At 49.1% G+C, this 909-nt stretch carries 2 protein-coding genes; both read left to right on the top strand.

Annotated features, from left to right (window positions below; translation table 11 throughout):
• On the top strand, nt 1-609 hold a 609-nt coding region (locus A3750_RS25650; protein ID WP_068547965.1), incomplete at its 5' end, for a hypothetical protein.
• On the top strand, nt 603-909 hold a 307-nt coding region (locus tag A3750_RS01425; RefSeq protein ID WP_231871668.1), incomplete at its 3' end, for a BatD family protein. The genes A3750_RS25650 and A3750_RS01425, both read left to right, overlap by 7 nt.

Below are 909 nucleotides of genomic sequence, written 5' to 3'. Positions count from 1 at the left end.
ATGCTAGAAGAGCAAGAACAGGCTGGAGGTCCGCCAAGCGAGCAATCCGAGGGTCAAGATTCTCAGCAAAGCTCTGAAACCAATTCTGACCAACAATCTCAACAGCAACAATCCCAACAACAAGGACAGTCATCAGAAGATACAAATAGTCAGGAAAGCGGCCAACGTTCGAGCCAAGAGCAAGACGAAAACCAACAAGATCAAGCGCAGCAATCAACGTCAAACACCACCGACAACACAGCTCAGAGCGAAGATGAAGCGCAACATTCACAGGCGATGCCTGAATCAACGAGCGATATTGAGCAAATGAATCAGCAGGCTCAGCAGTCTCAAGGAGGTTCAGAGAATTCAGACCCCAGCGCGAAAAAAGCTGAAAGCCTAGCCGATACCAATCTCACCCCAGAGCAGCGAAAGGCGCTTGAGGAACCAACACCAACCGAAAACCAATCCATGGCAATAGAGGAGTCGCTTTCTTCGGAAGAACAACGCTCCTATGAGCAGTGGATGCGCCGCGTACCAGACGACCCATCCGGTCTGTTGCGTCGTAAGTTCGAGCAACAAGCGAGAGAGCGCAGTAGAGAACATTATTCAGAGGAACCACTATGGTAAACCGCGTCCCGTTCCTGTCACTTAGGGCCAATCTATTAGCCCTGCTCTTCTTGCTTGGGAACGCCTTGAGTGCTTCAGCAGCGACGGAACTCAATCTGAGCGTTGATAAGAACAAGCTCTATCAGAATGAGATTCTGAACCTCACAGTGCAAGTGAATTCAGAGCTGGATTTCAGTCTTGGTGGCTTGATGAATTTTGGCGGAGCGCAAGTCGAATCACCTAGTTTCGAGGGCATTGAGCAAGACTGGGAAATCATTGATAAACAGCAAAGCTACAATATGCAGTCCATAAACGGCAAAA

Source organism: Oleiphilus sp. HI0079 (genome assembly GCF_001635105.1).
The sequence above is the reverse complement of the archived record's forward strand: the minus strand, read 5'-3'. Positions and strand labels throughout refer to the sequence as shown.